The organism is Amycolatopsis orientalis, from assembly GCF_000943515.2.
GTDB lineage: Bacteria > Actinomycetota > Actinomycetes > Mycobacteriales > Pseudonocardiaceae > Amycolatopsis > Amycolatopsis orientalis.
In genome coordinates, this window is the sequence record NZ_CP016174.1 from 7,592,529 (window position 1) to 7,617,859 (window position 25,331).

Below are 25,331 nucleotides of genomic sequence, written 5' to 3' on the forward strand. Positions count from 1 at the left end.
CGACCGGAGTCGTACACATCCCGTACAAACGCCAAGCACTGTCTGCACGTGCATGCGAATGGATCTAGCCAACCATGGCCGTACGGCAATACGATCAGCCGATATGGGGCTCCTGCCGTATTGGCGGTTTAGGTGACTATTCTCGGGTTTCGCGTTCTCGGTCCGCTCGAAGTGGCGGTGGACGGACAGGTGGTGCCGCTCGGCGGCCCCAAACCCCGTCTGCTCCTCGCCGCGCTCCTGCTCCAGCCCAATGTCGTCGTCTCCACCGAACTGCTGATCGAGGTCCTGTGGCCTTCGTCGGCGCCCCGTTCGGCGGCGGCGAACATCCGCACCTACGTCCATTCACTCCGCAAACGCCTCGCCGATCGCGATCCCGCCCTCGGGGAACGGATCGGCAGCCGGGCGTCCGGATACATCCTCAAGGCCACCCCTGAGGAAATCGACCACATCAGGTTCGGCGAACTGGCCACGCTGGCGCAGGACGCCCTCGGCCGGGGCGAGGCCGAAACCGCTCTCGACCTGCTGGATCAAGCCGAAGCGCTGTGGCGCGGGGAAGTTCTCGAAGGGCTGCCCCACGACCACGGCTGGGGCGCCACCGTCGCCCGGCTGTCGGAATCGCGGCTCGTGGTCTCCGAACAGCGGCTGCGAGCGCGGATCGAACTCGGCCGCACCGCCGAAGCCGTCGCGGAACTGCGCGGCCTGGTGACCGAGCATCCGCTGCGCGAGGAACTCTGGCGGCAGCTGATCGTCGCGCTGCGGGCCGACGGCCGCACGGCGGACGCGATCGAGGCCTACGAAGCGGCCGAGAAGGTGCTGGCCGACGAACTCGGCACCGAACCGGGACCGCGACTGCGCGAATTGCGGGCCTCGCTGGTCTCGGCGCCCTCCGTGGCCCCGGAGGCCGTGTCCGTCTCCCCCGCCCGGCAGACGGCGTCGGTCTGCCAGCTGCCGCTGGACCTGCCGGACTTCACCGGCCGCGAAGGGGTGGTCGGCGACGTCGTCGGCCTTTTCCACCGCCGTCGCGAACAGGGAAAGCCCGCGATCGTGGTGCTTTCCGGGGCACCGGGGGTCGGGAAATCCTCGGTCGCGATCCGGGTGGCGCACGCGGTCCGGGAGGACTTCCCGGACGGCCAGCTGCACGTCGATCTCGCCGGGACGTCGTCCTCGCCGCGGCCCCCGATGACCGTGCTCGCCGAGTTGCTCCGCGCGCTGGGCGTCCCGGACGCGGGCCTGCCGCGTGATCTTCCCGAACGCGCGGCACTGCTGCGCTCCCGCCTGGCGAGCATGCGGATGTGCGTCGTCCTCGACGACGCCGGCAGCGCGGCGCAGGTCCGGCCCCTCCTGCCCGGCGCGGGCACCTGCGCGGTGCTGATCACCAGCCGGGTGCGTATGCCGGATCTGGCCGGGGCCACCCCGGTCGACGTCGATCTCCTGCCCGAGGCCGAGGCCGCGCGGCTGCTCGAAAGCATCGTGGGCACGGAGCGGGTCACCGCCGAGCCGGAGTGCGCGACCGCGATCCTGCGCCAGTGTGGCCATCTGCCGCTGGCGATCCGGGTCGCCGGGGCGAAGCTGACCCACCGGCCCGGCTGGACGCTGCGCGTCCTGGCGGACAGGCTCCGGGACGAGCGGCGAAGACTCGACGAACTCCGGGTCGGCGATCTGGCCGTCCGGGCCAGTGTCACCCTCAGCTATGACCTGCTGCCGATGTCCGCGGCGGCCGCCTTCCGCGGCCTTGGCGGGCTCGGCTCGGTCCAGTTCCCCGCCTGGGTGGTCGCGGCCCTGCTCGGCAGGCCGCACGCCGACGACGTCCTGGACGTGCTCGTGGACGCCCACCTGGTCGAACTCACCGGCTCGGACGGCACCGGCGAACCTCGCTATCGCCTGCACGACCTGCTGCGGTGCTACGCCGTCGAGCTGCGGGCGCAGGACGTCCCGGTGAAGGCCCGCGACGCCACGAAACGGGTACTGGAGGGCTATCTCGCGCTCGCGGTCGAAGCCGCGGACCGGCTGCCGATCCATTTCTTCGGGCTCTACCGGGACGACACCGCCGTCCAGCCCGCCCTCCCGCCGGGGACGGAGCGGCTGATCGAGGATCCGGCCGCGTGGTTCGCCGCCGAGCGGCACACCTGCGTCGCCGCCGTCTCGCTGGCCGCCGAACTCGGGTTCGACGCGCTGGCGTGGCGGCTCGCCGCCGCCCTCGCGCCGTACTTCGACCAGCGCGGACACCAGGACGACTGGCTGCAGACCCATGCCGTGGCGCTGGCCGCCGCCCGCCGGTCCGGCGAGATCCGCGGGGAGGCGGTCATCCAGCGCAACCTCGGGCAGATCCAGCTGTACCAGGACAGTTACGCCGAAGCGCTGATCGCGTTCGAGCAGTCGCAACTGCTGTTCGACAAGATCGGCGACGCGCGGGGCGCGGCGATCGCGCTGGCCGGGCTCGGCACCGTGCTGCGGATCAAGGGCGAGGACACCGTCGCACTGGAGCATTGTCATGCGTCGCTCGACCAGTTCTCGGCGGCCGGTGATCCGCACGGCGAGGCCGTCGCGCGGATCGCGATCGGCGCGGTGTGGCTGGCACGACGCCGGTTCGCCGACGCGGAACGCTGGTTCACCGAAGCGCTCGAACAGTCCGCGGCGATCGGCGACCGGCACCGGGAGGCGCACGCGCTCAAACGGCTTGCGATGCTGCGGCAGCATCAGGGCAACCTCGCGGGCGCGCGCGAGCGGGTCGACCGGGCCATCGCGATCTTCAACGAACTCGGCGACGACCACTGCGTCGGCTACGCGAACCAGAATCTCGGCGAGTTGTATCTGCACAGCGGCGATCTGGCCCACGCGCAACTGCTCCTGGTGAATTCGCTGAGCGTGCACCGGCGTAACGGGGACCGCCGGTCCGAGGCGGAGGTTTCGCAGTTGCTGGGCGAACTGCACGAGGCCCTGAGCCAGCCGGAGCGGTCGCGGACGTATTCGGAACGCGCGCTGGCGTTGTGGCGGGAACTCTCCGCGCGGCCACAGGAATCCGCGCTCGCTTCGCGGCTCCAGGAATCCGCTGAAGCCTCTTACGACGATTCCGCGAGCGCCTGACTTAACAAATTCGGCACTTGGACGCGCGAGTACGCAGCGCGACCAGGTGCCGAATCGCGTTTGTATCGATCGTGTACAGGGCCCGGCGAAGCTCCCTTCGTAGCAACCGACAGTGCTCGAAGGGAGACCGGAATGGTCCGGACCGTAACGGCCCGCCGCGTGATGGCGGCCGTGCTGGCCATGGGGGCGGTCACCGCGCTGGCCGCCAGCCCCGCGAACGCGGCGCCCGAGGGAACCTGGCGCGCCGACTTGTCCACTGTGGACGGCGACGACGTCAACGTCCGCAGCGACGGCGGCGTGCTCAGCCTGGAAAACGCCGCCTGGCACAGAAAGCCCGACTCCATCGGCAGCCAGGGCTACCTGCTGCTCGCCGAGCAGCGGCTCGGAAAGCCGGTGAACCGCGTCACCGCGCAGGTGACCGCCGACGCGCCGAAGGGCACCGCCGTCGAGGTCGACGTGCGCGGAAAGCTCAACGGCAACGACTGGACCGAGTGGACCCCCACCGAGGGTGGCGCCGCCCAGCTGTCCACTTCGGTCTCCACCGTCCAGGTCCGCATCGGACTGCGCACCCTGACCGACGGCGTGACCGCGAAGGTCAGCGACGTCACGCTCCAGGGCGAACTCGGCCCGCAGGCCAACGCGATCGGCGCGGCCGCGGCCCCGCTGACCTACAAGGTCTACGGCACCCGCGAAGGCCTCACCGGGGGCACCACTGCCAACGGGCACGTGATCAAGTCGCGCGACCACTTCGTCGCCCTGCCTTCGGGCCGCGGCCTCGCCCCCAAGAACACCGGCAACTACACGGTCCGCATCTGCCGCACCGACAACAGCCGGTGCGAGTACGCGCCGGTGTGGGACGTCGGCCCGTGGAACACCAAGGACGACTACTGGAACCCGTCGGACACCCGCCAGATGTGGAAGAACCTGCCGCAGGGCAAGCCCGAGGCGCAGGCCGCGTACGTGGACGGCTACAACGGCGGCAAGGACGAGTTCGGCCGCAAGGTGGCCAACCCGGCGGGGATCGACCTCGCGGACGGCACCTTCTGGGACGGCCTGAAGATGACCGACAACGGCTGGGTCAACGTCTCCTACCTGTGGACCGGCTCCGGCCCGACCGGCGTCGTCAGCACGGCGGGCGACCCGATGAACGTGCGGGCTTCGGCGAGCACCACGGCGGCCGTCAAGGGCCTCGCGGCGAACTACGCGAAGGTCACCATCGAATGCTACGTCGAGGGCGAGACCGTCACCGGCAAGTTCGGCACCAGCAACATCTGGGACCGGATCGGCCCGGGGCACTACATCTCCGACACCTACCTGCAGACCGGATCGGACCTGCCCGTCGCGCCCAAATGCGCGTGACCCCCTGAACGCGAAGGCCCGGCGCACCCCCATTGCGCCGGGCCTTCGCCCTTTCCGGGGGGGGGCACCTGGTCGTGAGTGGCAAGTGTCGTTCTAACGACACTTACCACTCACGACCACCACTCGCGTCCTTCCCACTGAACGACACAGTTATTCACAAGCGCGTAATCGTCGTGCGAAACTCCCGTGACGCAATTCCCACGGACGAATGGCGGGCCTCGTGAGCGTTTCCCGGCGCACCCTGTTGACGACCGCCGCCGGTGCCGCGGTGGCGGCGACGGCGATCCCTCCGGTCGCCCTCGCGGCGGACTCGGAGGCCGCCGTGCCAAGGACTTTCAGTCGCGCCGCCGACTACGCGGTCGCCAAACTGCGGGCCGTCGCCCCCGGCGTGACGGCGTTTCCGGAGATCACCCGATTCGAGAAATGGACCTATTCCGCCAACGGTGGCTGGATCGGCGGTTTCTGGCCGGGCACCTTGTGGCTCGCGTCGCTCTACAGTGGAGATCGGCGATTCCGGGAACTGGCGATGGCGTCCGCGGAAAAGCTCGCGCCGCGCCAGTACGAGACGACCCATCACGACCTCGGTTTCCTGTTCTACCCCTCGTGGGTCACCGGCTGGCGGCTCACCGGCGACGAGAAGTGGCGCACCGGCGCGCTCAACGCCGCCGCGTCGCTCATCCAGCGCTACAACGAAAAGGGGCGTTTCATCCGGGCGTGGGGCGCGCTCGGCACGCCGGGCAACGCCGGCCGGGTCATCGTCGACACGATGATGAACCTGGACTTGCTGACCTTCGCGAGTGAACAGACCGGCGACCGGAAGTACCTCGATATCGCCGTCGCGCACGCGAAGACCACCGAGCGGGTGTTCCTGCGCCCGGACGGCTCGACCCCGCACGTGTTCGACTTCGATCCGGGTACCGGTGCCGAGATCGGCCCGAACTCCGTGCAGGGCTACGGCCCGTCGTCGTGCTGGTCGCGCGGCCAGGCCTGGGCGATCTACGGTTTCACCACGATGTACCGCCGCACCGGCGACCCGCTGTTCCTGCGGACCGCCCAACGCCTGGCCGATTTCGCACTGCGCGCGCTGACTCCGGACAACGTCCCGGTGTGGGACTACCTCGCGCCGCAGGCACCGCACGACATCAAGGACTCCTCCGCCGGAGCCGTGATGGCGTGCGGCCTGCTCGACCTGGCGAAGGCCGCGAACCGGCCCCATTACCGCGAGGCCGCGATCCGGATCCTCACCGCGTTGTGCGACACCTGCCTGACCACGAGGTCCACCCGCGCCGAGGCGATCGTGGCGCGGGCCACGCGGCACCGTCCAGCCGAGGACGGCGTCGAGGTTTCACTGCCCTACGCCGACTACTACCTGCTCGAAGGTCTCCTGCGGGTGCTGATGCCGAAGGAGATCGACCAGGCGATCGACCTCTCCAGCGTCTCATGAGGTTCAGTGCGCGTGGTGTCCTTCGTGGCCACCGTGGTGCGCGTGAACCTTCGCGTGCCCCAGGCCGCGCCCGATCATCCACTTGTTCACCGGCACGGTCAGCACGAACGCGATGGCCAGCGAGGCCGCCAGCGCGCCCCAGAACAGCAGGCTCGTGAGCCCGGCGTCCATCGCGCCCGGCACCACCACCATGACCCCGTTGTCGACGATCTCCATGACCGCGATCGAGACGGTGTCGGCGGCCAGCGCCACCTTGAGCGCCGCGCCGAACCGCAGGCCCGACTTCAGCACGCCGCGCATGGTCAGCGCGTAACCGAAGACGAAGGCCAGTGCGATCGACAGGACGACCGTCGCCGCGTTGTGCAGGCCGAACGCCGTGCCGATCACCATGCCGAGGACCTCACCGATCGCACAGCCGGTGAGGCAGTGCAGGGTCGCCGACGCCGCCATCGACCAGCTTGCTCCATGCCGTGTCTCGTTCATACGGGCAATATACCCCCCACCCGTATAGCTGGCGCAGTGACCCGCGTCTCCCCGGTCGCTCACCGTCACCCCCGTAGGCCGACCCGGTAATCGGGCCAGGTCGATGAACTCACTTCCGTAACCCTTTGCGCTCATCCGGTTGACCGGGGTAACCGGGGACCCTTAGTTTCGCCGGAGGTCTCCACCGCGCGCAGACCGATCGGCTGGTTTCAGGTAGTTCCGTGACTATGGGGTGGAGATGCGAGGGCCGACGAAGACGCTCGTGGTGGCCGTTGTGCTCATGATGGGCATGGTGTTCGGAATGGCGGGCTGCGACGGCGAGCAACCGGCCGGGACGGCGGCCAAGCCGATCCGGATCGCGTTCGTGCCGAAGGTCGCGGGCATCCCGTACTTCGAGGCGATGAACACCGGCGGGCACGCCGCGGCCAAGCAGCTCGGCGTCGAATGGGTGTCCGTCGGGCCGCCCACAGTGGACCCCGCCGCGCAGGTCTCGATCGTGCGCGACCTCGTCGACCAGCGGGTCGATGTCATCGCGATCGCCCCGAACGATCCGAAGGCGATGGCACCGGTGATCTCCGACGCGCGGGCGAAGGGGGTCCACGTGATCACCTCGGACACCGACGCGCCGGGCACCGCCCGCGAACTCTTCGTCAACCAGGCGACGCCGGAAGGGATCGGCGAGGCACTCACCGACGCCCTGATGAAGAAGATGAGCGGCGCGGGCAAGTACGCGATCGTCTCCTGTGGCAAGGCCGCCGAGAACCTCAACGCGTGGATCGCCGTCCAACGCACCTATACCGCTACCCGGTACCCCCACGCGCAGCTCGTGGAGACGGTCTACGCCGGCGAAGACCGGGAAACCGCCACCACGCTGGCCAAGGACCTGATGGTGAAGTACCCGGACCTCACCGGCCTCGTCGGCGAGTGCACGACGTCCGCGCCCGGGGTCGCCGAAGCGGTCCGCTCGCAGCAGAAGATCGGCCGCGTCTTCACCGTCGGCGTCGGGACCCCGCAGGCGATCAAGCCGTACCTGCTGGACGGTTCCGCCTCGCTTTCGGTGCTGTGGAACGTCGAATCACTCGGCTACCTCACCGCGTGGGCGGGAAAGCAGATCGCCGAGGGCAAGCCACTCGGCCCGTCGAACAAGGTCAACCTCGAACTCCCCGCGATCAAGTACGACGACGCCACGAAGACCGTGCTGCTGGGTGACCCGCTGCTGATCACGCGCGAGAACGTGGACCAGTTCAAGTACTGACTCACCGGGCCCGCCGGACGGCGCCCGCCGCCGCGCCACCGCCGAGGATCAGGACCAGCGCGGTCAGGCCCCAGCGCCGCTTCTCCTTCGTGCGCGCGTGCGAGTCGGTCTCCGCCGCCTTCTCACGGTCCGGGAGAGCGGCCGCCCGGGTCGGTTTCGGCACGGGGATGGGCGACTCGTCCACTTTGGGCGCCGGAATGGACCGCGGAGCCGAGGTCGGCGTCGGCGTGGGACTCGGTGGTGGCGTCGGCGCCGGAGTGGGCGTCGGTGTGGGTGTGGGGGCCGGTGTCGGCGTGGGAGCGGACGTCGGCGCCGGGGTGGGCGCAGGCGTCGGAGTGGGTGTGGGAGTGGGCGTCGGCTTGGGCGGTTCCGGTTTCGGCGGCTCGGGGACTTCGGGCGCGCTGAGACAGCCGGCGGCGTCCGAACCCGCCAGCGGGGGGCCCGAAGTCACCTCGGTCACCTGCCCTCCGCGGTCCAGGCGGTAGAGCACGCTGCGCCCGCCGATCCGGTTCGCGGTGGCGTACAAGGCACCGTCGCGGCCGAGGACGACGGAGCCGTAGACCTCGGCCGGCGGGAACCGGGCGTTCTCGGCTTCACGGACCTTGCCGGAGGACGGGTCGATGGTGATCACGGCGCCTTTTCCGCGCCAGGTGGTGGAAACGCCGTAGAGCAGTCCGTTGTGGTAGGCGAAGTCGTTGACGTCGTGGGCGAGGGTGATCGGCCTCAGGAACACCGTCCTGATCACCCGCAGGTACCGCTCCCCCGGCGTCAAGTCCACTGTGTACAGTGTGCCGTTCCTGAGCAGGTACCAGTGATTCCCGCCGATCGCGCCGGCGGTCACCCCCGCGACGGGACTCCACACCGGCAGCCGGTTCCCGGCACGGGTGACCAGGCCGAGGTCCCGGACCTCCCCGTCGCGATCGATCGTCACCGCGTGCGCGCCCCGGCGCGGTCCGTCGGTGATACCGAAGACCAGATCCCGCGTCGCGGAGTAGCCGAGCGCGTTGAGCCGGTATCCCGCGTCGGTCACCCGCAGCGTGGTCCCCGAACCGACGTCGAGCCAGCGCAGCTTCGACGTCCCGTGCGACGGGGTCTCGGCCTGCACCACCAGGCAGGTTTCGGCGGCGCGCGCGGCCATCGGGGCCAGCAGCGCCGAGGCGCCGACCAGCCCGGCGACGGCCACCGTCGCCGCCGCCCGCGTCACCCCGTCCACGGTGCTCAAACGATCCTTGCCCGCGCGGAGGTGAACGCGTCGGGCGGGATCCGCACCCCGCCGCCGAACGGGTTCTGCAGCTGGTAGATCGCGAACAGGAGCAGGGTGATCGTGCCGGCCAGGGTGGAGACGATGACCAGATGCGCGGCCAGCCGGGTGCCGCCGAACAGGTTGGGCAGCAGTACGGAGATGAGGCTGCCCAGGATCAGCGCGAACCAGACGACGCCACCGACCCGGCCGCCCTCGACCGCGTTGAGCCGATTCTGCCGGGCCTCGTAGACCTGCCAGAGCTGGGTGGCCGCTTCGGCTTTGCGCTCACGGACCCAGTCGTCGTCCGAGGACGCCTTCTCGACCGCCTTGCGCAACCGGTCGAGTTGCGTCCACCCGGTGTCGGGGACGGCCTCGGCGCCGCCCGCCATCAGCGGCCATTCCCGCTGCTCGACCGTGGTGATGTACTCAGCGCTCAGCTTCCGGACCTCGTCCTTGACCTCGGGCCCCAGTGAATCCGCGGCCCAGACGGCGGCGACCAGGCTGTCCGCCTCGTGATAGGAGCCGTCGCGCGCCGCGCTCGCGGAGTCGAAGAGGGAGATCAGGATGAACGCGACCAGGACCGCGTGCAACCCGCCGACGATGGTGAACACCTGGCCCGCGGCGTCGTTGTTGTCACGCCGCCCCTCGTCCCAACCGAACTTGCGGACGAGATAGCCGACGAAGCCCGCCCCGATCGCCGCGCCGACCACCCAGGCGATGCCGGTCAGGTAAATACCCATTCGACTCCCTACCCCGTGAAGACTGCTGAAGCTAGTTCACCGTTCGACGCGGCGAAAAGGGTAATTGAATCAATTCATACGGGTGGCCCAATTTCTCAGTACTCGAAACATTTTTCGCCACAGGCAGGAAAGGCGCGTCACCGGTCAGGGAAGAAGGCTTCACGACCGGGTGATCCGCCGACACGAGACGTCACCAGCGTGCCGCGTCCCGGCTTCACGTGCGGCTTCGTCGCCCGAACGGCCGTCGCGGGCGGCCACGGACCGGCCGACGCGGCAAACAGGTGAACATAGCCCGGAACCCGATCGTGTGTTTATGCGGGCATTACCGCTTGCTATGTTGATTTTGCGTCCACCCCACTCGAATGGGCATCCGCGAATTGCGAGCACTGCGGATCATTCCCGAAATCGGGCGCGAAGGCTGAAAGGGAGTCTCCGTTGACGACCATCGACACCCGCACCGGCGCCCGGCCTGCCGGGGAAGTCCTGACGTGGAGCCGGACCCTGATCGAACCGGCGCTGCGCGAAACCGTCGGCGGGCTACCCGAATCGATGCGGTTGATCGCCGGCTACCACTTCGGCTGGTGGGACGAGCGCGGCCGTCCGTCCACTTCGGACGGCGGGAAGGCGTTGCGACCCGCGCTGGCGCTGTTGGCCGCCCAGGCGGTCGGCGGCGACGCCGAAATCGCCGTCCCGGTGGGGGTCGCGGTGGAAATGGTGCACAACTTCTCCCTGCTGCACGACGACGTGATGGACTCCGACACCACCCGGCGGCATCGTCCGACCGCGTGGACGATCTTCGGCACCGGCGCCGCGATCCTCGCCGGGGACGCCTTGCTGTCCCAGGCTTTCGAGGTGATTTCGCCGTTCGGGCAGACCGCGCTGCGCGTGCTGAGCACGGCCGTGATCGACCTGCTGGAAGGGCAGAGCACGGATCTGAAGTTCGAAGAACGCGGTGACGTCGACACCGCCGAATGCGTCCGGATGGCCGAGGGGAAGACCGGCGCGTTGCTCGGGGCGTCGTGCACGCTCGGCGCGCTCGCCGGGGAAGGGAGGCAGGACCAGGTCGACCGGCTGACCGAGTACGGGAGGGCACTCGGGCTGGCGTTCCAGCACATCGACGATCTCCTCGGGATCTGGGGTGATCCGGCGGTGACCGGGAAACCGGTCCACTCGGATCTCTCCAACCGGAAGAAATCCTTGCCGGTGGTGGCCGCGCTCCACTCCGGGACGGATGCCGGACGAGAGCTGGACGCCTTGTACCGCAAGGAAAACCTCGACGCCGCGGAATTGCCCCACGCGGCGGATCTGGTGGAACGGGCGGGCGGCCGGGCGTGGAGCCAGGAGCAGGCCGACGCGCTCCTGACCGGCGCGCTGCATCATCTCTCCGTCGCGGATCCGGCGCCCCGCCCAGGCGCCGAACTCGCGGCCCTCGCGAAACTTGTGGTGCGGCGACGATATTGAAGGCGGGCGCGGAGAAGGGCAGGGGTGGGCCGGGCGCGGTGCCCGGCCCACCCGTGTCTCAGCGGCCGGGGCGGGTCAGCCCCTGCTCACCGGCGCCGCGGCTGAGCACGACCTCGTCGGTGTCCTTGAGCGCGGCGGCCTTGAGCGCGTCGTCGCCGCCCTGGCCCGCGGTCAGGTCGAGCAGCCGGATCGGCGGGCCGAGCTGGACCAGCGTGGGGACGTACTCGGCCTTGTCGACCTTCCAGCGCTCACCGTCCCGCACGAACCGGAACCGCGCTGCCGCCCCCTGTTCGGTCGAGCCCTTCGGTTCCGAATGCCGGGCGACGCTGTTGCCGAGGCCGTAGGCGACCCATTTGCCGTTGATCTGCTCGAAGGGCTGCACGACGTGCGCGTGGTGGCCGATGATCAGGTCGATCGCGTCGTCACCGAGGAGTTTCTTCGCCAGTGAGCGCTGTTCCGCGGTCGGATCGTGCTGGTATTCGGTGCCCCAGTGCAGGCTCGCGAGCACGATCTGCGCCCCCGCCCTGCGCGCGGCCTTGGCCTCGGCGATGACGTCTTCGGCGTCGATCTGGTTGACCAGCCAGGGTTTCCCCGCGGGCACCTTGATGCCGTTGAACCCGTAGGCGTAGGAGATCTGGGCGACCTTCACCCCGTTGACGTCCATGATCAGCGGCTTCTTCGCCTCTTCCGCCGAGCGCGCCGAACCGGTGTGCTTGATCCCGGCCTCGTCGAGTTTGCCGAGCGTCCGGCCCGCGCCCTCCGCGCCCTGGTCGATCGTGTGGTTGGACGCCGTCGAGCAGGTGTCGTATCCGGTGTCCTTGAGCGCGTCGACGATCTCGGGTGGCGCGCTGAAGGACGGGTAGCCGCTGTACGGGCCGCCCTTCGGCGCGAGCGGGGTCTCGAGGTGGCAGATGCCGAGGTCGGCTCCGGAGATCAGCGGCTTCACCCCGGCCAGCAGCGGCCGGTAGTCGATCTCGCCGTTGCCGTCCTGCTTCGCCTGGTCTGTCAGCGCGGGATGGATCAGCACGTCGCCGGTCGCGACCACGGTGAACGACTCCCCCGGCGCCTGGCTCGCCTGGGCACTAGACGCGGCGGGCGGGGCGCCCGGCGGCTGCTCGGGGGCCGGACTGCAGGCGCCGAGCAGCAGGGCGACGCCGAGGAGGGCCGCCCCGGCGCGAGCACGGACCGGACGGGCATGGGTGCTGAACATCGATTCCCTCGTTCGGGTGACAATCCCTCCCCATCCTGCCTTAAGCCCTCCGATCTCCTCGCGTTTCGTCCTCTGGGTGCGGTAGTTGCGCGCGCAACTACCGCACCCAGAGGACGGAACGCGAGGTCAGACGGGGTCAGGCGAGGCAATCGGCGGGGTCGCCCCGGCGGAGGGCGGGGTCTTCCTGGAGGAAGGTCCGCGCCACCCCCGGCCCGCTGGACCGCGTTTCGAACCGGACGGTCACCCGCCCGTGCCCGGCACCCTGCACCCACCCGCTCCCGTGCTCCTCGTGGACGACGTCGTCCCCCGGACGCCAGCTCGACGAGACCACGGGCACCGGCGCGGGCGCCCGCGAGACGACGGGCGCGTCGGCCACCGGGACGGACAGGGTGAACAGCGGATCCTGATGCGGCACCGAAAGCCCGGAAAACGCGACCCCGGCCAGCCGCACCCCGCCGAAGTCCGACGGGTCGATCAGCAGTCGTTCCGCCATCGAAGCGAGCTGGTCGAACTCGTCGGTGGGCGAAGCCATCGTCTCCGAACGCGTCACCGTGCTGAAGTCGGTGTGCCGCAGCTTCACCACCACCGTCCGCGCGACCCGTTCGGCGTTGACGAGCCGCTTGTGCGCGTGGACGGCGAGGTCGCGGACCTCGCGCCGCAGGCTCACCAGGTCGATCAGGTCGCGGTCGAAGGTCGTCTCCGCGCTGACCTGCTTGAGTTCGGCGCGATCGGATACCGGCCGGTCGTCGACGCCGGTGGCCAGCCGCCGCAGATCCCGCCCGACCACACTGCCCAAAGTGGACACCGCGTCGGCGTCGGACAACGCGGTCAGCTGCCCCAGCGTCCGGACGCCGATCGCGCGCAGTTTCCCCTCCGCCACCGGGCCGATGCCCCACAGCACCCTGGTCGGCAGCGGCGCGAGGAACTCGCGTTCGGTCCCCTGATCGACGACGAGCAGCCCGTCCGGTTTCGCCAGATCCGACGCGACCTTGGCGACCTGCTTGCCCGACGCCGCCCCGATCGAGGCGACCAGCCCGATCTCGGACCGGATGTGCTCCCGCAGCCGGGCACCGAACTCGCGCACCTGCTCCGACGACGCCCCGGCCAGCGAAGGCGGTTCCGCGAAGGCCTCGTCGAGGGAGATCCGTTCCAGCACGGGCGCGTACCGGGCGACGAGGTCGAACACCCGCGTGCTCAGCAGTTCGTAGAGTTTGAACCGCGGCGGCAGGATGACCCCGTTGGGCGGGAGCAGCCGCCGGGCCTGCGACATCGGCATCGCCGATTTGATCCCGTGTTCGCGTGCCTGGTAGCTCGCCCCGGCGACCACCCCGCGCGGGCCCGCGCCGCCCACCAGGACGGGACGGCGGGCCAGGGTCGGCCGGGTCAGCTGTTCACAGGAGGCGTAGAACGCGTCCATGTCGAGGTGGATGACCCACCGGTCATGCCCGCCCATCGCCCGGCACCTCGAGAAGCCGATGCAGGGCCTTCGTGTACTCCTCGAACGCCGCCCGGCCGCGGGTGGTCAGCTCGACCAGCGTCACCGGCGTGCGATGTTCGAAGGCCTTGGTGATCCCGACGTAGCCGGCGTCCTCGAGTTTGCGCAGATGCGTCGACAGGTTGCCGGGCGTCATGTCCAGCAATTGCTGCAACCGCGGGAAGGTGATGCTGTCGCCCGGCCCCAGGCTCGACAGCGCCACTGTCACCCGCAGCCGCGCCTGCGCGTGGATCACCGGATCGAGCTGGGGCAGCCCGTCTTCGCTCATCGCGACCGCACCAGGAAGACCAGCGACGCCACCAGGAAGCCACCACCGCCCGCCAGGCTCAGCACGAGGAAGTTGTGCGGCCCGCCCGCCAGCACGCTCGCCGCGCCGCACAGGATGATCCACACACCGAGCCCGTACTGGAGTTTGCTCTGCCACAGCATCCCGCCCGCCAGGTACAGCAGGCCGGTGAGCATGAGCGAGGTGCCGGACCACAGCAGCGGGATCAGTTCGGGGTCGAGGCCGAGCCGGACCAGACCGGTGTTCACGACGGTCAGCCCGCCGAACGCGATCATCCAGCTCCAGCCGTACATCGCCCCGACGAGCCGGGACGGGCCGCGGACACCACGGCTCGTCCGGATGCCGTAGATGGCCGAGTAGGCGATGGCGCCCGCGAAGGCGGCGACGGCGATCGCGGCGGCCGCCCACAACGGCAGCAACGAAGTGGGTGGGGCCGAGAGGAAGACGAGCCCGAAACCGAGCAGCCACACCAGTCCCCAGACGGCGAGCAGGACGGCCGGATTCGGCCCGATCTCACGCCGGGTCTCCTCCGTCTGCTTGGCGATGAGCGCGAGCGACTCCTCGGGCGTCATCGGCCGCGCGTCGTCTTCCCGCTCAGGCACAGCCCGCTCATCCTCCGGCACCTCGGAAAGCTAACACGGGTTCACAGCCTCGCCGTGTCAAGCCGGAACCTCGCCATCACCACGAGTGCGGGCACCACCAGCCAGGCCGCGAGCACCAGTACGGCGGTCGGCAGACCCGGTGAGCCCAGCACCGGCGCGCGGCCGATCTCGCCAAGCCAGTACGTCGGCATGAGGTGCGCGGCGGTGTTCATCCAGCCGGGCAGGACCTGCAGCGGGATCCACAGCCCGCCGAACATGCCCAGCGGCAGCATCAGCGCGCCGGCCACCGCCTGGACGGTGTCGCCCTTGCCGAACAGGCCGATCATCAGGCCCAGTACGGCGAACGGCAGCGTGCCGAGCCACAGCGCGCCGAAGATCGTCAGCCACTGGCCGGTTTCGAGCCGGATGCCGCGGATCATCCCCGCCGCGAAGATCACCAGCAGCACGGGCAGCGCGACGAACAGCCCCGCCGACACCTTCACCAGCAGATAGCCGGGCGCCCGCATCGGCGTCAGCCGCAAGGTGCGCTGCCAGCCGTCGGTACGTTCGGTGGCGACGCGGGTGCCGGTGAACAGCGCGGCGGTCATGGCGCCGTACGCGGCCATGTTCACCATGGTGACCGTCGCGGTCGAGATCCCGGGCGCGAGTTCGCGGGCGCCGAAGATCCCGCCGAACACCAGGAACATCGCCAGTGGCATGCCGATGGTGAACACCGCGAACTGCGGGCTGCGGATGATGCGCTTGATCTCCAGCGCGAGGTAGTCCAGGTTCATTTCAACGCTCCTTCGGCCTCGTCGGCGGTGAGCGCGATGAAAGCCTCTTCCAGCCCGGCGGCGGTGATCTCGATGTTCGCGGCGAGCGGGAACTCGCGCAGCAGACCGCGGATGGCGGCGTCGGAATCGGCGCAACTCAGCTCCGCGTGCCCGGCCCGCAGCACCGCACGGGACACCCCGGGCAGCGCGGCCAGCGCGGCTTCGGTGGCGTCCGGGACGACGGCCCGCAGCACCCGGCCGGCGACCGCGGCGCGCACTTCGCCGACCGGTCCGTCCGCGACGACCCGGCCGTGGCGCATGAGCACGACGCGGTCGGCGTAGTCCTCGGCCTCGGCGAGGTAATGCGTCGCGAAGAGGACCGTCCGGCCCGTCCCGGTGTACTCGCGCATCGACGCCCAGAACCGGCGCCGCCCGTCGACGTCCATCGCCGCCGTCGGCTCGTCGAGCACCAGCAGATCCGGATCGCCGACCAGGGCGAGCGCGAAGCGCACCCGCTGCTGCTCGCCGCCGGAAAGCTTCCCGCAGCGGCGGTTCGCGTACTCGGTGACGCCTGCCCGCTCGAGCACCTCGCGGACCGGCAGCGGGTTCCGGTGCAGCGAGGCGAACAGGCCGACGAGTTCGGCGACCGTGGCGTCCCTCAGCAGCGTCCCGTTCTGCGCCATCGCGCCGACCACGCCGCGGTCCATCGCCTCGGCCGGGCGGAGCCCGGCGACCCGCACCTGGCCCGAATCCGGCCTGGTCAGGCCCAGCAGCATGTCGATCGTGGTCGACTTGCCCGCGCCGTTGGGCCCCAGCAGCGCCACCACCTTCCCCGGTGCGGCCCGCACACTGACGTCGTCGACGGCCAGGACGTCTCCGAAGCGCTTCCTCAGCCCTTCGAGGCTGAACGCGTCCGCCATGACTCTCCCCCTTCGAGCACTCTGAATTACAAAGTCGATACGCACTTTGTAACACAAAGTCCCCTGCTGCGGAAACCCCGTAAATCCGTGAAGGCCTCTCGGAGTCATGGGGTTGTTGCAACACCGTCTGATGGAGGGCGGGGTTGTGGTGGTGCGGGTTCATCGGTGGTTGCCGCGGTCGGTGCGGGTGGCGTTTTGGGAGCAGGTCCGGGCCGGGGTGGCGGCGAAGCCGGCGGCCCGGGCGGTGGGCTTGTCCCCGACGACGGGGGTGCGGTTGTTCCGGCAGGCTGGCGGGGTGATCGGTAACGCACCCACCCGGCCTGGTCCGGTCCGGTTAAGCCTGGCCGAGCGGGAAGAGATCGCCTGCCTGACCGCGGCAGGGCAGGGGCCTCGCGCGATCGGGCGGGTGATCGGCCGCCCGGCCTCGACGGTGTCACGCGAGGTGGCCCGTAACACCGGCACCTCCGGTGCCTATCGGGCGGTCAGTGCCCAGCACGCGGCTGAGGAACGCGCGAAACGCCCGAAGGTCGCGAAACTGGCCGCGGACGCCTCGTTGCGCCAGGTGGTGCAGGCCGGACTGGACCGGAAATGGTCCCCGCGTCAGATCTCCCGGAGACTGGTGCTGGAGTTCCCCGACCGGCCGGAGATGCGGGTGTCACACGAAACGATCTACCAATCCTTGTATGTCCAGGGAAAGGGTGCGCTGCGCCGCGAACTGACCGCCGCGTTGCGGACCGGGCGGGCACTGCGGATGCCACGCCGTCAGGCCCAGGCCCGCCGGGAACGCACCCCCGGCGGGCTCAAGGACATGGTCAACATCTCCGCCCGGCCCGCCGAGGCCGCCGACCGCGCGGTCCCCGGGCACTGGGAAGGCGACCTGATCCTGGGCAAGGACAACAAGTCCGCGATCGGAACCCTGGTCGAACGCTCGACCCGGTTCGTGATGCTGCTGCACCTGCCCCACGGACGCGACGCCGCCACCGTCGCTCACGCCATGACCGAGATCATCCACACCCTGCCACCACTGCTGGCCAAGTCCCTGACCTGGGACCAAGGCAAAGAAATGGCCCACCACCAGCAGATCACCCTGGCCACCGGCCTGGACATCTACTTCTGCGACCCTCACGCACCCTGGCAACGCGGCACCAACGAGAACACCAACGGCCTGCTCCGCCAATACTTCCCCAAAAGCACCGACCTCACCCAGCACACCCCAGCCGACCTCGCCCGCGTCGCCACCGAACTCAACGGACGACCCCGAGAGACCCTCGGCTGGCACACACCCGCCGAAGCCCTCGAAGCACTACTCTCAGACCAACAAACAATGCGTGTTGCAACCACCATGTGAATCCGCCCCTCCTTGAGGGACTCTGGGTCCCTCAAGGAGGCCTTCACGGATTTGCGCTAGGCGGGGACGCGGGAGAGCGCCGCGCCGGGGGCCGAAGCAGCGGCGGGTGCCGGAGGCGGCACCGGGAGCGGCAGCGGCGCGCATTCGACGTCGGCCGTGCGGCCCGGCTTGCGGTCGGGCAGGGCCCCGGTCGCCAGGTAGTCGGCGATCCGGTTGTCGACGCAGGCGTTGCCGCGCGGGGTGATCGCGTGGCTCGTGCCGCCCGGCTCACCGATCAGGCGAGCGCCGGGGAACCGGCTGCGCACCTCAAGACTGCCTTCGTACGGCGTCGCCGCGTCGAGCGTCTCGCCGATCATCAGCACACTCGGCACCTTCTTGCCGTCGACCTTGACCGGCTTGCCCGGTTTCGACGGCCAATACAGGCAGGGCGCGTTGAACCAGGCGTTCTGCCAGGTGAAGTACGGCGCCTTCTGATAGGTCCGCCAGTTGTCGAACTTCCACTGCTGCCAGCTCTGCGGCCACTTGACGTCCGTGCACTGCACGGCGAGGTAGACCGCGTAGCCGTTGTCGTCGCCGCGACCGCCGAAGGTCTCGAACAGCCCCTTCATCGTCTGCCAGTCACCGTTGTTGACGAACTTCGCCAACGCGTTGCCGAGCAGCGTCCACCGCAGCTGATAGTAGGAGGCCTGCTGGAAGACGTCGAGGAGCTCGTCCGGTCCGATGACCCCGCCCGCCGGGACGGCGGCGACCTTCTTCAGCTGCTCGTCGAAGACCTGCTTGACCGCGGCCTGCGTCTTGCCGAGGTGGTAGACGTCGTCGTGCTGCGCGACCCAGCCGAACCAGATGTTGAGGTTGACGTCGAAGGCGACGTCCTGGTTGAGATTGGCCTGGTACCAGACATTACGAGGGTCCACAGTGGAATCGAGGACCATCCGGCGGACGTGCTGCGGGAACAGCGTTCCGTAGACCTGGCCGAGGTAGGTGCCGTAGGAGTACCCGTAGAAGTTCAGCTGTTCCGCGCCGAGCGCCTTGCGGATGCTCTCCATGTCCTTGACCGTGTCGGTCGTCTTGATGTTGTCGAGCAGCGCGCGGCTGTTGTTCTTGGCGCACGCTTCGGCGTAGGACTTCGAGCGCTGCAACCAGGTCTTCTCCAGCCGCGGCGTCGTCGGCACGTAGTTCGGCCGGTTGTAGTCCATGTAGTCGGGAATGCACGAAAGCGCGGGTTTGCTGGCGCCGACGCCGCGCGGGTCGAAACCGATCCAGTCGTAGGCGTCACCGGCGTGGTTCGGCACCCGCGTCCCGCGGGTCGCCAGGAGCAGCCCGGATCCGCCGGGCCCGCCCGGGTTGGTGAGCATGACGCCTTGGTACTGCGCCTCCGGCGTCTTGTGCTTGACACGGCTGAGCGCGAGCTGGATCTTCTCGCCGCGGGGCCTCGAGTAGTCCAGCGGCACGGACAGGGTGCCGCATTCGGCGCCGGCGGTGACGAGCGCCGGGTCGGTGCACGCGCCCCAGGTGATCGTCTCGGCAGGCTGCGCCTCTTCCGCGGCGACGGCCGGAGCGGTCACCGCGACCGAAGCCAGGGTGGCCACGGCCAGCGCGGTGATGAGAACACGTCTCACGGTTTCTCCCTTTCCCTCCAAGGTGAAAGCCCAGAAACCCTATCCACGACCGCGCCGACGGGAACCCCTCCGGCGAAGGTCCCTACCAACGGCGGGTCCCGATCGCGGCAAACCGGGCAACCGGTTAATCGGTTGGGCGGGCAGGCGGCGGGCGCTACGGTGTCGATCATGACCTACCACATCCGGATGCGCACCGCCTGAGACGGCGTGACCGCAGGGCCGCCCGCGATCGGGCGGCCCCTTTTCTGCGCGCCGTCTGACGTTCCTTCACGGACCCGGACAGGACATCATGCAGAAGCAACACATCGCGATGATCGGCTGCACCGCGCCGAGTCACATCTACCCGTCGCTGGCCGTCATCCGTGAGCTGGTCGCTCGCGGGCACCGGGTCAGCTACGCCGTGGGCGAGCCGCTCACCGGGCTGATCGCACCGACCGGGGCCGAGGTCGTCCCGCATCCGTCGATCCTCCCGCTCGGCGACCAGGCCGCGTGGCCGGAGGATCCCGCCTCGCAGATGCGGGTCTTCCTCGACGAGGGCATCCAGGCGATGCCGGTGCTGACCGGCTTCTACGACGAGAACCGCCCGGACCTGCTGCTGTACGACATCGGCGGCCTCCCGGCCCCGATCCTGGGCAGGCGCTACGGCGTCCCGGCCGTGCAGTTGTCCCCGACGTACGTCGCTTGGGACGGCTACGAAGAGGATCTGGCCGAGATGCTGACGTCGATCCGGACCTCACCGTCCGGAATGGACTATCACGTCACCTACACCGCGTGGCTGAAGGAAAACGGGATCGAGGCCGACGCCTGGGAATGGATCTCCCATCCGCCGCAGGTGCTGGCGTTGCTCCCGAGGGCCATGCAGCCCAACGTCGACCGGGTTCCGCCGTCGGTCCGCTTCGTCGGCCCGGCACTGGACCCGGAACGGCTGGCCGACCGAAGCTGGACCCCGCCGGACAACGGCAAGAAGGTCCTGCTGATGTCGCTCGGTACCGCGTTCACCGACCAGATCGACCTGTTCCGCGCGTGTGTGGACGGGTTCCGCGATACGGACTGGCACGTGGTCATCTCGATCGGTCAGACCGATCCGGCCGAACTCGGGCCACTGCCGGGGCATATCGAGGTGCACCCGTTCGTCTCGCAGCTCGCGGTGCTGGAGGCCGCGTCGGCGTTCATCACGCACGCCGGCATGGGCGGCTGTACGGAATCGCTGTGGTACGGCGTGCCGACCGTCGCGATCCCGCTGGCCACCGACGGTTTCGGCAACGCGGCGAAGCTGGCGGAACTGGGCGTGGGTGAGGAACTCGCGGCTTCGGACGTGACCGCCTCGACGTTGCGGGCCGCCGTCGAAAGGGTGGCCGGGTCGCCCTCGGTGGCCGCGCGGCTCGCCGAGATCCAGGCCGAGACGCGGGCGAACGGCGGGACCGACCGGGCGGCCGATGCCGTCGAGTCCTTCCTGAAGTAGGCGTGCGGCCGTCGCAAGTAGTCGGCTACTTGCGAGGTCAGGTCTGGTCGTGAGTGGTAAGTGCCGTTCTAACGGCACTTACCACTCACGACTGTGCCCACATAGCTGCTTAAGGATGAAAGAAGCGTTATGAACGGGACTTTCATCGCAAATTTTGCAATGAAAGTCCCGTTCATAACACGCGCTAGGTGCCCCGGATCTCGTTCAGGTAGTTGTAGATCGTGTACCGCGTGACGTCGAGCTCCCCGGCGAGGTGGTCCACCGAATCCTTGATGAGGAAGAACCCGGCCTCGTCCAGTTCGCGGACCACGGCCGCCTTGTGCCGCTTCTTCATCAGGTCCACCGGGATCCCGGCCTTCGCCACCGCGCGCCCGACCAGGAACCGCTGCAGGCTGTCGACGTCCGGCGGGAACGTCTCGGGTTCGTGCCCGTCGGCCTTCGGCGCGCCGTCGGTCAGCCGGTTCACGCACAGGCAGCCGATGGCGACCCCGTCGGCGTCCCGGAGGAACAGCGTCGAGGAGCGGATCGCGCGGCCGTCGGGGCCGTGGGTCTCGTAGTTCGTCAGGTCCTGCGTGGTACCGCGGCGGACCAGGCCCAGCAGCAGATCCGTCATCGGGCCGCCGACCGTCCGGCCGGTGAGGTCCCCGGCGATGGCGACGATCGAGTCCGGCAGCCTGCTCAGGTCGTGCAGCAGGACCTCGTTGCCCGGCCCCAGCATCGCGGCGAGCGCGTGCACCGCCGGGACGAGCGCCGTGAGCAGATCGCTCGACGCCACCCCGGCCGCCGGAACGCCCGGAGCGATCACGGTGGCCGGTTTCCTCAGGCGTTCCAACGCCGTCCGCACCTGTTCGGCCGCGCTCGCCGGCGTCGACGCGTGCGGGGACAGCCGGACGTGCTCGGGCCGGACGGTCGCGGCGATCCCGGCATCCGCCAGTGCGGCGCCCACCTGTTCGGCGGCGTGCCCATCGCAGGTGAAGGCGAGGATCCCGGCGCGGCGTCCGACGGCCGAAACCACCTCTCCCCCGACGGATTTCACCACTTCTTCGAGTTCGCCGACGCGTTCGGCGATCCGGCCGGAGATGGCCGCGACGCCTGCCTCTTCGACCAGTTCCAGCGCCGCCGCGAACGCGCCCGAGGTGATCGGGCTCAGGTTCGAGAGCGACCACGCGGCCGCGGTGTCGTCGGCCGGATGGATCTCGTCGTCGAACAGTCCCGGGTCACGGGCGCCGGTCCAGCCGGACAGGATCGGTTCCATCCGCTCCAGCGCGCGGTCGGACAGCACGGCGAAGCCGGTGCCCCAGCCCGCCCGCAGCCATTTCTGGCCACCGACGACGAGCACGTCGGCGACCTCCCACGGCGCCTCGGTGACGCCGAAACCCTGGATGCCGTCGACGACGAGCAGCCGGTCTCCCACCACTTCCCGGATCGCCGCCAGATCGGCGCGGTAGCCGGTGCGGAAGTCGACCGCGCTCACGCTGACCAGCGAAGTCTTCGGCGTCAGTGCCGCTTTGACCGCGTCCGCCGTGACGTGTCCCAGTGGCAGCCGCCGCACGGTCAGCCGTCCCGCCTGTTCGGCGCGCGCCCACGGGTAGGTGTTGGCCGGGAACTCCGCCGCCGAGACCAGCGCCTCGCCGGGCGGGGCGTTGAACGCGGCCTGGAACAGCCCGAGGCTGGTGTGCGGCAAGAGCACCGTGTGGTCGGTGTCGCTGCCGGAGAGGCGCGCCGCGGCCGCCTTGGCCCTCGTCTCCTGCCGCATCAGGTCGTCCACAGTGGACGGACCGGCCCTGGTCGAGGAGTGGAGCAGGCTCGCCGTCGTGTCGAGCACGGCGTGCGACGGCGGGCCGAACCGGGCGAAGTCGAGGTACCCGGCCGGTTCGTCGAACTGCAGCAGGTACCGCGGCGAGATCCGCGTCATGCGAGGACCCGTGCCAGGAACTGCTTGGTCCGCTCGTGTCGCGGGGTGCTCAGGAGCTGCCCCGGCGGTCCGGTTTCGACGACCGCGCCGTCGGCCATGAACACCACCTCGTCCGCGGCTTCGGCCGCGAACCCCATCTCATGCGTCACCACGACCATCGTCATCCCCTCCGCGGCCAACGTACCCATCACCGCCAGCACCTCGCCCACCAGTTCCGGGTCGAGCGCCGACGTCGGCTCGTCGAACAGCATCAGCTTCGGCTTCATCGCGAGCGATCGGGCGATCGCGACCCGCTGCTGCTGCCCGCCCGAAAGCTGGGCCGGATAGGCGTCGGCCCGGTGCGCGAGGCCGACCCGGTCGAGCAGGTCGAGCGCCTGCGTCCGCGCCTCCTCCGAGGCGACGCCGAGTACCCGCACCGGTCCTTCGACGACGTTCTGCAGCACCGTCCGGTGGCCGAACAGGTTGAACCGCTGGAACACCATGCCGATGTCGCGCCGCTGCCGGGCGACCTCGCGTTCCTTCAATTCGTACAGTTTCCCGTTACGGAGCCGGAAGCCGATCGGTTCGCCGTCGACCCAGACCTCTCCGGCGTCGATCGTCTCCAGATGGTTGATACAGCGCAGGAACGTGCTCTTTCCGGCGCCGGATGGGCCGAGCAGGCAGACCACCTGTCCTTTGTGGACCTGAAGGTCGATCCCGCTCAGCACTTCGGTGTGCCCGTAGCTCTTGCGGACCCCCACGGCCTTGAGCAGTGGTTCAGACACGTTCACTCCTCACCAGCGGCGCGGTGCGCAAGGCCTTGGCGGCACGGGAGAACGGCCCGCGTGCCCGGTCCTCGGAATCGAAGGCTCGCTCCAGATAGTGCTGTCCGACCCCGGCGACGGTCACCACGACCATGTACCAGACCGCCGCGGCCAGCAGGGTCTCCATCACCAGCAGGTTGTTGGACGAGATGTTGTTGGCGGCGTGGATCAGTTCGGTCACGCCGATCACCGACGCCATCGACGTGCCCTTGAGCATGTTGATGAAGTCGTTGCCGGTCGGCGGGATGATCACCCGCATCGCCTGCGGCAGCACCACCCGGCGCAGCGTCGCGCCCGGGGTCATCCCGATCGACTTCGCCGCCTCTGTCTGTCCACTGTCGACACTGTTCAACCCGGCGCGGACGATCTCCGCCATGTACGCGCTCTCGTTGAGCGCCAGGCCGAGCAGCGCCGCGGTGAACGCCGTGATCAGCACGTTGGTCTGCTCGTGGAGCAGGTAGCCGCCGAACGGGAGCGGGATCGAGATGAACTCGAAGACCAGCGCCAGGTTGTACCAGATCAGGATCTGCAGCAGCACCGGAAGACCGCGGAACAGCCAGATGTAACCGGCGGCGAACCAGCGCGCCACCGGATTCACCGACCGGCGCATCAGCGCGATCACGATCCCGAGGACGATCGCCGAACCCTGGGCGATCACCGCGAGCAGCACGGTGTTGAGCAGACCGACCGCCATCACCCGGTACCACAGGAACTCCGGGACCGAATCCCACCGGATCTGCGCGTTCCCGAGCGCGATCCCGAGCAGGACCAGCAACGCCAGGATGACGACGGCGCTGACCCACCGGCCCCAGTGGCGCAGCCGGACGATCGGCAACGGCTCAACTTCCGCCATTGAGCTTCGCCTCCTTGACCGCGCCCTGCTCGACGCCCCAGGCCTGCAGGATCTTGCCGTAGGTGCCGTCGGCGATCAGCGACTGCAGTGCCTTCTGGACGGACTCGGCCAGCGGCTTGTTGTCCTTGTTGACGCCGATCCCGTACGGCCCGCCGTTGATCGGCTCACCCGGGACGACCTCGAAGAACTTGCCCTCACCCGCGGTCCGCGAGATGTAGACCGCGCTGGGCAGGTCGTTGAGGATGGCGGCGACGCGGCCGGTGCGGAGCTGGTTCTGGTTCTGGGTGTCGCTGTCGGTCGCGGTCACGGTCAGCGCGGGCTTCCCGGCCTGCGCGCATTTGCCGTTCTGCTCTTCGGCGAACTTCTGGTGGCTGGTGCCCTGGACGACGGCGACGTTCTTGCCGCACAGCGTGTCCGGGCCCGCGATCCGGTCGGGATTGCCCTTGCGGACCATGATCGTGATGCCGGAGGAGAAGTAGTCGACGAAGTCGATCTGCGCCTGGCGGGTCTTCGTGTCGTTCATCGCGGCCATCGTGAGATCGACGCGGCCGGACTGGAGGCTGGTGATCAGCGAACCGAACGCCATGTCCTGGTGGTGCACGGTGACGCCCAGCTTGGCGCCGATGGCCTTGGCGAGGTCGACCTCGTAGCCGATGGGGGTCTTGCCGTCGGCGGCGTAGAAGTTGTTGGGCGCGGACTGCAGGTTCGACGCCAGGTGCACCATCCCGGCCTGCGCGTACTTGGCGGGCAGTGTCCCGGCGACTCCCGCGTCCTTCTGGATCCCGGCGATCAGCGCGGCGGTGTCGGGGATCGCGGCGGGCGCGCCGGCGGCGGGTTCCTGGCCGCCCGCCCCGTCGGGCCCGCCTCCGCAGGCCGCGGTGACGAGCGTGGCCAGGCCGGTGAGCACGGCCAAGCGCCAGGTTCGGGTCAGGGTGTGCGGCGTCGACGGCATGACGGACCTCCACGGTGCCTCGGGTGGTGGCCGACGCTACAACTG

21 protein-coding genes are annotated in these 25,331 nt (G+C 69.5%); 7 read left to right on the forward strand and 14 right to left on the reverse strand.

Annotated features, from left to right (window positions below; translation table 11 throughout):
* The first annotated feature begins 132 nt into the window (after positions 1-132).
* The 3 genes from SD37_RS33010 (at position 133) to SD37_RS33020 (ending at position 5,887) form a co-directional block, all read left to right on the forward strand.
* Entirely contained in the window at positions 133-3,084 is a 2,952-nt protein-coding gene (locus SD37_RS33010) for an AfsR/SARP family transcriptional regulator (protein ID WP_145926785.1), read from the forward strand.
* A gap of 132 nt (positions 3,085-3,216) precedes the next feature.
* Complete coding sequence (locus SD37_RS33015) at positions 3,217-4,443, forward strand: hypothetical protein (RefSeq protein ID WP_044856198.1); 1,227 nt, start codon at positions 3,217-3,219, stop codon at positions 4,441-4,443.
* 220 nt (positions 4,444-4,663) lie between these two features.
* Positions 4,664-5,887: a glycoside hydrolase family 88 protein gene (locus tag SD37_RS33020; protein WP_044856235.1), complete on the forward strand. Its 1,224-nt coding sequence runs from the start codon at positions 4,664-4,666 to the stop codon at positions 5,885-5,887.
* Between the two features lie 3 nt (positions 5,888-5,890).
* Here SD37_RS33020 and SD37_RS33025 read toward each other — a convergent pair whose 3' ends face one another.
* Positions 5,891-6,337, reverse strand: coding sequence for a DUF4396 domain-containing protein (locus SD37_RS33025; RefSeq protein WP_418189832.1), 447 nt, complete (start codon positions 6,335-6,337; stop codon positions 5,891-5,893).
* A 271-nt stretch (positions 6,338-6,608) separates the two neighbouring features.
* Here SD37_RS33025 and SD37_RS33030 point away from each other — a divergent pair, with 271 nt between their 5' ends.
* Positions 6,609-7,625, forward strand: coding sequence for an autoinducer 2 ABC transporter substrate-binding protein (locus tag SD37_RS33030; RefSeq protein ID WP_174567873.1), 1,017 nt, complete (start codon positions 6,609-6,611; stop codon positions 7,623-7,625).
* 1 nt (position 7,626) lies between these two features.
* Here the strand turns inward: SD37_RS33030 and SD37_RS33035 are convergent, their stop codons facing one another.
* Together SD37_RS33035 and SD37_RS33040 are read right to left on the reverse strand one after the other, a co-directional pair.
* Positions 7,627-8,838 carry a DUF6923 family protein gene (locus SD37_RS33035; protein WP_236725490.1) on the reverse strand — a complete coding sequence of 404 codons (1,212 nt, stop codon included), beginning with the start codon at positions 8,836-8,838 and terminating at the stop codon, positions 7,627-7,629.
* A 5-nt stretch (positions 8,839-8,843) separates the two neighbouring features.
* Positions 8,844-9,608 (reverse strand): bestrophin-like domain, encoded by a 765-nt coding sequence (locus SD37_RS33040; RefSeq protein WP_044856202.1) that lies wholly within the window; start codon positions 9,606-9,608, stop codon positions 8,844-8,846.
* 435 nt (positions 9,609-10,043) lie between these two features.
* Here SD37_RS33040 and SD37_RS33045 point away from each other — a divergent pair, with 435 nt between their 5' ends.
* Positions 10,044-11,069: a family 2 encapsulin nanocompartment cargo protein polyprenyl transferase gene (locus SD37_RS33045; RefSeq protein ID WP_044856203.1), complete on the forward strand. Its 1,026-nt coding sequence runs from the start codon at positions 10,044-10,046 to the stop codon at positions 11,067-11,069.
* Between the two features lie 58 nt (positions 11,070-11,127).
* Here SD37_RS33045 and SD37_RS33050 read toward each other — a convergent pair whose 3' ends face one another.
* The 6 genes from SD37_RS33050 to SD37_RS33075 form a co-directional block, all read right to left on the reverse strand.
* Positions 11,128-12,279, reverse strand: coding sequence for a CapA family protein (locus SD37_RS33050; RefSeq protein WP_044856204.1), 1,152 nt, complete (start codon positions 12,277-12,279; stop codon positions 11,128-11,130).
* A 136-nt stretch (positions 12,280-12,415) separates the two neighbouring features.
* On the reverse strand, positions 12,416-13,732 hold the full coding sequence (locus SD37_RS33055; protein ID WP_044856205.1) for a DNA polymerase IV: 1,317 nt from the start codon (positions 13,730-13,732) through the stop codon (positions 12,416-12,418).
* Entirely contained in the window at positions 13,719-14,042 is a 324-nt protein-coding gene (locus tag SD37_RS33060) for a transcriptional regulator (protein WP_016332004.1), read from the reverse strand. The genes SD37_RS33055 and SD37_RS33060 overlap by 14 nt, the downstream gene beginning before the upstream one ends.
* Positions 14,039-14,662: a hypothetical protein gene (locus SD37_RS33065; protein WP_418189793.1), complete on the reverse strand. Its 624-nt coding sequence runs from the start codon at positions 14,660-14,662 to the stop codon at positions 14,039-14,041. Before SD37_RS33065 ends, SD37_RS33060 begins: the two co-directional genes overlap by 4 nt.
* 41 nt (positions 14,663-14,703) lie before the next feature.
* Positions 14,704-15,435: an ABC transporter permease gene (locus SD37_RS33070; protein WP_044856206.1), complete on the reverse strand. Its 732-nt coding sequence runs from the start codon at positions 15,433-15,435 to the stop codon at positions 14,704-14,706.
* Positions 15,432-16,334 (reverse strand): ABC transporter ATP-binding protein, encoded by a 903-nt coding sequence (locus SD37_RS33075; RefSeq protein ID WP_044856207.1) that lies wholly within the window; start codon positions 16,332-16,334, stop codon positions 15,432-15,434. The genes SD37_RS33070 and SD37_RS33075 overlap by 4 nt, the downstream gene beginning before the upstream one ends.
* Positions 16,335-16,464: 130 nt before the next feature.
* Between SD37_RS33075 and SD37_RS33080 the strand changes: the two genes are divergently transcribed.
* Positions 16,465-17,682: an IS30 family transposase gene (locus SD37_RS33080; RefSeq protein WP_418189824.1), complete on the forward strand. Its 1,218-nt coding sequence runs from the start codon at positions 16,465-16,467 to the stop codon at positions 17,680-17,682.
* A 56-nt stretch (positions 17,683-17,738) separates the two neighbouring features.
* Here SD37_RS33080 and SD37_RS33085 read toward each other — a convergent pair whose 3' ends face one another.
* Entirely contained in the window at positions 17,739-19,301 is a 1,563-nt protein-coding gene (locus tag SD37_RS33085) for an alpha/beta hydrolase (RefSeq protein ID WP_044851459.1), read from the reverse strand.
* A gap of 289 nt (positions 19,302-19,590) precedes the next feature.
* On the opposite strand from SD37_RS33085, the gene SD37_RS33090 reads away from it, so the two are divergent.
* Positions 19,591-20,763 carry a macrolide family glycosyltransferase gene (locus SD37_RS33090; RefSeq protein ID WP_044851460.1) on the forward strand — a complete coding sequence of 391 codons (1,173 nt, stop codon included), beginning with the start codon at positions 19,591-19,593 and terminating at the stop codon, positions 20,761-20,763.
* A 184-nt stretch (positions 20,764-20,947) separates the two neighbouring features.
* Here SD37_RS33090 and SD37_RS33095 read toward each other — a convergent pair whose 3' ends face one another.
* The 4 genes from SD37_RS33095 to SD37_RS33110 are packed head-to-tail and all read right to left on the reverse strand — an operon-like array spanning position 20,948 to position 25,286.
* Positions 20,948-22,678, reverse strand: a complete 1,731-nt coding sequence (locus tag SD37_RS33095; RefSeq protein ID WP_044851461.1) for an aminotransferase class V-fold PLP-dependent enzyme — start codon at positions 22,676-22,678, stop codon at positions 20,948-20,950.
* Positions 22,675-23,442: an amino acid ABC transporter ATP-binding protein gene (locus tag SD37_RS33100; RefSeq protein ID WP_044851462.1), complete on the reverse strand. Its 768-nt coding sequence runs from the start codon at positions 23,440-23,442 to the stop codon at positions 22,675-22,677. The genes SD37_RS33095 and SD37_RS33100 overlap by 4 nt, the downstream gene beginning before the upstream one ends.
* Positions 23,435-24,334 (reverse strand): amino acid ABC transporter permease, encoded by a 900-nt coding sequence (locus tag SD37_RS33105; RefSeq protein WP_044851463.1) that lies wholly within the window; start codon positions 24,332-24,334, stop codon positions 23,435-23,437. Before SD37_RS33105 ends, SD37_RS33100 begins: the two co-directional genes overlap by 8 nt.
* Positions 24,321-25,286, reverse strand: coding sequence for an ABC transporter substrate-binding protein (locus SD37_RS33110; RefSeq protein WP_044851464.1), 966 nt, complete (start codon positions 25,284-25,286; stop codon positions 24,321-24,323). The genes SD37_RS33105 and SD37_RS33110 overlap by 14 nt, the downstream gene beginning before the upstream one ends.
* Positions 25,287-25,331 lie beyond the last annotated feature (45 nt).